The organism is Candidatus Synechococcus spongiarum SH4, assembly GCF_000586015.1.
Classification (GTDB): Bacteria; Cyanobacteriota; Cyanobacteriia; order PCC-6307; family Cyanobiaceae; genus Synechococcus_B; species Synechococcus_B spongiarum_F.
Genome location: NZ_JENA01000113.1, coordinates 1 through 5,201, shown reverse-complemented (window position 1 = coordinate 5,201; position 5,201 = coordinate 1). Strand labels below are relative to the sequence as shown.

General features: G+C 61.9%; 5 protein-coding genes, 1 tRNA gene, 1 pseudogene and 1 riboswitch. Of the genes and pseudogenes, 6 read left to right on the top strand and 1 reads right to left on the bottom strand.

Features of this window, described 5'->3' with window-relative positions:
- Positions 1-26: 26 nt before the first annotated feature.
- The gene (locus BG35_RS0106155; protein ID WP_236619810.1) at positions 27-605 is read right to left on the bottom strand and encodes a hypothetical protein; all 579 of its coding nucleotides are present in this window, start codon (positions 603-605) and stop codon (positions 27-29) included.
- 215 nt (positions 606-820) lie between these two features.
- Between BG35_RS0106155 and BG35_RS0106150 the strand changes: the two genes are divergently transcribed.
- From BG35_RS0106150 to hypB, 6 genes and pseudogenes are all read left to right on the top strand, one after another.
- Positions 821-1,951 (top strand): histidine kinase, encoded by a 1,131-nt coding sequence (locus BG35_RS0106150; protein WP_025782138.1) that lies wholly within the window; start codon positions 821-823, stop codon positions 1,949-1,951.
- Between the two features lie 75 nt (positions 1,952-2,026).
- Positions 2,027-2,099: transfer RNA gene (locus BG35_RS0106145), tRNA-Glu, on the top strand.
- A 140-nt stretch (positions 2,100-2,239) separates the two neighbouring features.
- Positions 2,240-2,806, top strand: a complete 567-nt coding sequence (locus tag BG35_RS11570) for a hypothetical protein (RefSeq protein WP_051506176.1) — start codon at positions 2,240-2,242, stop codon at positions 2,804-2,806.
- 75 nt (positions 2,807-2,881) lie between these two features.
- A riboswitch (guanidine-I (ykkC/yxkD leader) is annotated at positions 2,882-2,988 on the top strand.
- Positions 2,989-3,064: 76 nt separating this feature from the next.
- Positions 3,065-4,180, top strand: a pseudogene (gene speB / locus BG35_RS0106130) (agmatinase); the annotation flags it as partial.
- Positions 4,181-4,183: 3 nt separating this feature from the next.
- Complete coding sequence (locus BG35_RS10635; protein ID WP_025782135.1) at positions 4,184-4,633, top strand: hydrogenase maturation nickel metallochaperone HypA/HybF; 450 nt, start codon at positions 4,184-4,186, stop codon at positions 4,631-4,633.
- The coding region (gene hypB, locus BG35_RS10630; RefSeq protein WP_152535197.1) for a hydrogenase nickel incorporation protein HypB at positions 4,606-5,201 on the top strand (596 nt) is incomplete at its 3' end. The genes BG35_RS10635 and hypB, both read left to right, overlap by 28 nt.

Here is a 5,201-nt window from a genome sequence, read left to right as displayed (position 1 = left end):
TGCGGGACTCCGGTCCACTCTCCCGTTCAACTGAGTGGGGCCTGTGCCGCCTCTTCAGCAGGTAGATCCTCCCGCACCTCATGGTGGACCTCCACCAGAGCCAGGGTGCTGTTTTGCCATGAGTAGATGGACCGGGCCCGATAGCGGGCATCATCCACCAGGCGGATGTGCTCCAGGATATCCCATTCCATGTAGTGGGACTCGAACACCACCTCCTGCTCATCAACTTGGCGGATGCGGGAACGGATGGGGGAGCCGCAGAAATAGCCACGGCTACGGTAAAGCTGATGACCAATGAGATAGGCTTCTATGGCTCCCGTGGTGGGATACGAGGAGTTCTGGCCAAACGGCGTGTCTACCTGGGCAGGCCACCAGCGGAAGCGGTAGCAGGCATCCCCCTTCAAGGGGTCATCAAAGGATTCAATCCGCAGCATGGTGTCCATGGCCACAGTACTGCCGTCGCGGAAATCAAACCGCCGGTGGCTGCGCCAGAGGCCAACGTTGCGATTGAACCAGCGGCGGACAACCTGGTCAACCCCATTGCCAAAGGCCCCATGGCCTTTGGTGAGTGGTACGCGGGTAATCAACTCATTGGGATAAGACACCAGGAATAACTCGACAGCGGATCAGGCCGGCACGCCCAACCTCTTGATCCTGTTTAGCGGGAACTGCGCCCCTGCGCCAAGGGGAAAACCTTGCACTGATCAGAAGCTTCCCCACCCCACCGCCGAGGGTCACAGGATCACAACAGTTGGTGGTAGCATCTTTGTGTTTTCTTCAAGAATCAATTAGAGTGAAGCCGCCTTTGCAGCATTAACCGGTGGGTGGTCCCACTGCAACCAACCAGCAAGCCAGCGTCCGTGTATCCCTCCTGCTTGTGGCCAGTCCCCGTCACCTGGCCACCCGGGATCTGCGTCAGTTGACCACCTTTCTGCGGGCCGACCACCGGGATCTGGACATCCTCCTCCAACTCGTTGATCCCAGACAAAACCCGGAATTGCTGGAGTTGCACAAGGTGGTGGCTACGCCGGCGCTGGTTAAGCTTTTTCCCACGCCGCGGCAGGTATTCACCGGCAGCACCCTGCTGAGCCAGGTGCGGTCCTGGTTGCCCCGCTGGGGCGAGATTGAACGGCTCAACGGCTTGGCCATGCCGGTCATTCCCTCGTCTGTGGAGGATGATCGCGATAGCCCCAGGGTTCTGGAACTGGAGGATCAGCTTCTGGTGCTGCGCCAGGAGAATGAAGTCCTGATTGACCGGTTGCAGTTTCAAGAGCGCCAACTGCGCATGGTGGCCCATGACCTGCGCACCCCCATGACCACCACCAGCCTGGCCCTGCAAAGTTTCCAACGAGGTCAGATCGGCAACGGGGAGTTTCTGGATATCATCAGCCGCCGCATCCACGACATGGAGCAGTTATCCAGCGACCTGCTGGAGGTGGGGAGTACCCGTTGGGAGGCCCTCTTCAATCCCCAACGCCTCAGTCTCTCCCAGCTTTGTGCCGATGCGCTGCTGGAATTGGAAAAAATGTGGTTAGGGCGCAATCTGGCCGTGCAAACAGACATTCCCACGGACATCCCCGATGTATTTGCCGACTCCCGCCGCATGCGTCAGGTGCTGCTCAATCTGCTGGAAAATGCCTTCAAATTCGCCCCGGATGGGGGCCATGTGAAGCTGAGGCTGATGCACCGCACCAGCCAATGGCTGCAAGTCAGCATCTGTGACAACGGCCCCGGCATCCCGGTGGACGAGCAGGAACGCATCTTCCAGGACCAGGTGCGCCTATCACAAACCTCGTCGAGAACTGCGGGATTTGGCGTGGGTCTTTCCGTCTGTCGCCGGGTGGTGGAAGTCCATGGCGGCAAGATCTGGGTGGTGTCGGAGCTTGGCGAGGGATCCTGCTTCTATTTCACGGTTCCGGTCTGGCGCAACCAGAAACTACCCGGCCGCTAGCCCGCCCCGGAAGCAGGGAAAAAGGTTGACCCTTTCCCCTCTCAAGCCTATGATTGAGCCTTGCCAAAGGCTCTAGCCCCCATCGTCTAGAGGCCTAGGACACCTCCCTTTCACGGAGGCGGCAGGGGTTCGAATCCCCTTGGGGGTACTTGTTGATTACGACGGAATATCCTGCAAGACCGCAACGGGGCCGATCATTGCCTTGATTACGGCAATGGACCAGAACCTCAATGAGTTGTCACGTAATACCCCCTAGCCTCTGGAGAACCAAGACTTCCAGCAGTTCCCATGAATGCCTTGCTTACGGCTGGCCCTGAGTCCACAACCCTGTTCACCATCACTGTTCAGGAGTCTGGGCGCTCCCCTGGGCGGTTTGTCGGCCAGCGCCCCATCATGGTTCCCCTGAATCGTCTCCAGTCCACTCATCGGCGACTGCTCCGGGACGGCCATGCCATCCTCTCCGTCAGCCGATGTGAGCCCATAGGCGATCCCCTGCCGGTTGTCCATCCTGTTCCCGAACCGGATCCAGCCGGGCTGTCGGTTGCCGAGGCGCCAAGCGTGACCGAGTCCCCCTCTCCTCCCCCGGCGCCCCAACCGGAACCGGAGGAAACCGCTCTGCAACCGCTGGCAGACCACGCTCCAACGCCAACCCCTGAGGATCGGACGGCAGCAGCAGCCGTCTCCATGAGCGAGGATGCCGTGGTGCTTCTGCTCTCCGTGGTTGGCGCCCTGATTCTGCTCACGCTCCAGGTGGTTCATCACCTGACGCAACAGTGGCGGACCAGCCCCCAGGCGCGGCAACGCCCCGATCCGCCAGCCGTAGGCGTCCGGAAGCGGGAATTGGCCAACTGTTGAGGCCGGAAGCGTCTTGACCATTCCGTAGCCGATCACACAGCCCCATAGGTCAAGCAGTGGAAACAGTTGGGGCACGGAAGCGATTTCTAGGGTTCCGGCCTCCGGTTTTCCCAGGGGTGTCTGGTCCAAGAGAAATCCACTGGGGTCACCCAGGAACACGGAGGGACAAAAGCCCGGGAGACCGCCTGCACCTCATCCCCATCGGCATGGCTTCAGTCCCCGACGACCGCTGTTCCCCGCACACGCGGGGATGGGCCAGAGCAACAGCTTCCCCAGGCAGGCTGGCAACGGGAAGTGGAGCGGGGTCATGCCTTCGGCTTGGCCCCTGCCGACAGCATCAGGGACCGCACCATTTCCACCTTCTCCCGGGGGGAACTGCCCCATTTCGCAGGGATCAACACCTTCTTGAAGGCCCCCTACCTGGAGGATGTGCATCAAGTAGGGGGCCATGACGTTGCCGTGCTGGGGGTTCCCCATGACAGCGGCGCCACCTATCGCCCGGGAACGCGCTTCGGCCCCCAGGGCATCCGCCAGATGTCCGCCCTCTACACGCCTTACAACTACGAGATGGGCGTGGACCTGCGGGAGCAGATCACCCTTTGCGACGTGGGGGATATTTTCACCATCCCCGGCAGCAATGAAAAGTCCTTCGATCAAATCTCGAAGGGGATGGCCCATGTGTTTGCCTCCGGGGCTTTTCCCATTGTTCTCGGGGGAGACCATTCCATCGGGTTCCCCACACTGCGGGGGATCTGCCGCCATCTGGGCCACCACAAAGTGGGCATCATTCACTTTGACCGCCATGTGGACACCCAGGAAACGGACCTGGACGAGCGGATGCACACCTGCCCCTGGTTCCATGCCACCAACATGGCCCATGCTCCAGCCCGCAACCTGGTGCAACTGGGCATTGGCGGCTGGCAGGTGCCGCGACCAGGGGTGAAGGTCTGCCGCGAGCGCAACACCAACGTGCTGACGGTGACGGACATCACCGAGATGGGCCTGGAGGCCGCAGCCCGGTTCGCTGTGGAACGGGCCAGTGACGGGACGGACTGCGTCTACGTTTCCTTTGATATTGACTGCATTGATGCGGGCTTTGTGCCGGGCACCGGCTGGCCCGAACCGGGGGGCCTACTGCCGAGGGAGGCCCTGAAACTGCTGGAACTCGTTGTGCGCAACGTGACGGTCTGCGGGCTGGAGGTGGTGGAGGTGTCGCCCCCCTACGACGTCAGCGGCATCACCGCACTGATGGCCACCCGGGTGGTGTGCGACGCCATGGCCCACTTGGTGATCTCCGGCCAACTGCCACGGCAAGGGCGGCCCTCCTGGATCCAGGAGGCCTGCGCCATGGACGTGGGGCAAGCCTGGAGGTGAGCCATGCATGAAGTGGATATGACCCGCTGCCTGCTGCAAGCCCTGGCGGACTGGAGGGACCAGCACCCCATGCAGCCTTGTGTGGAGCAGGTCCACCTGCTGGTGGGGGAGTTCACCTGTGTGGAGCCCAGTCAGTTGCGGCTCAGCTTTGCGGCAGCCGTCAAGGACACCTGGCTGGCGGGGGCCCGGCTCAGCATTGAGTCGGTTTCCCTTGTGGGGAAGTGCCTGGTGTGCGGCAACAGCTATCGGCCCGATCCAATGTGCGGCTATGCCTCCCCCTGTTGTGGTCATCCCCTGGAGACCATCCTCTCCGGCCGTGAGTTGAAGATCCAGCGCATCGACTACAGCCGACCCCCAATTTGCGGTCCACCGGCCCCGGTAAATCCCTGTGCCCAGACAGCTCCGTCCTTCGCCGATCCATCGCCATGCACATGTCCACTAGCGACACCATGAACATCAGCCTGCTGGCGGTCAACGATCAGCAGGCCCGGCACAACCGCCGGCACTTTGACGACTGGGGGCTGTTCTGCATCAACGTGATGAGCAGCCCTGGCGCCGGCAAGACGATCCTGCTGGAGCACACCCTCCGCGCCCTCCATGGCGCCCATGCCATGGCTGTGCTGGAAGGGGACATGACCACCCAACTGGATGCCCAGCGGCTGGCGAATCTGGGGGTTCCCGTGGTGCCCATCACCACGGGTCGGGCCTGCCATCTGGACGCCGCCATGGTCGCCACGGGCCTGCAACTGCTGCGGCAGCAATGCGATCCGGAGTCTCTGGATCTGCTCTGGGTGGAAAACGTGGGCAATCTGGTGTGCCCGGCGGAGTTCGCCATTGGCGAACACTGCAAGCTGGCCCTGCTGAGCGTCACGGAAGGAGACGACAAACCGCTCAAGTACCCGGTGATGTTCCGTGAGGCGGACTGCGTTTTGATCACCAAGGTTGATCTCCTCCCCCACGTGCCCGCCGACCTGGGGCGCATTGGCCGTCACATTCGGCAGATCAATCCCCACTGCGGGGT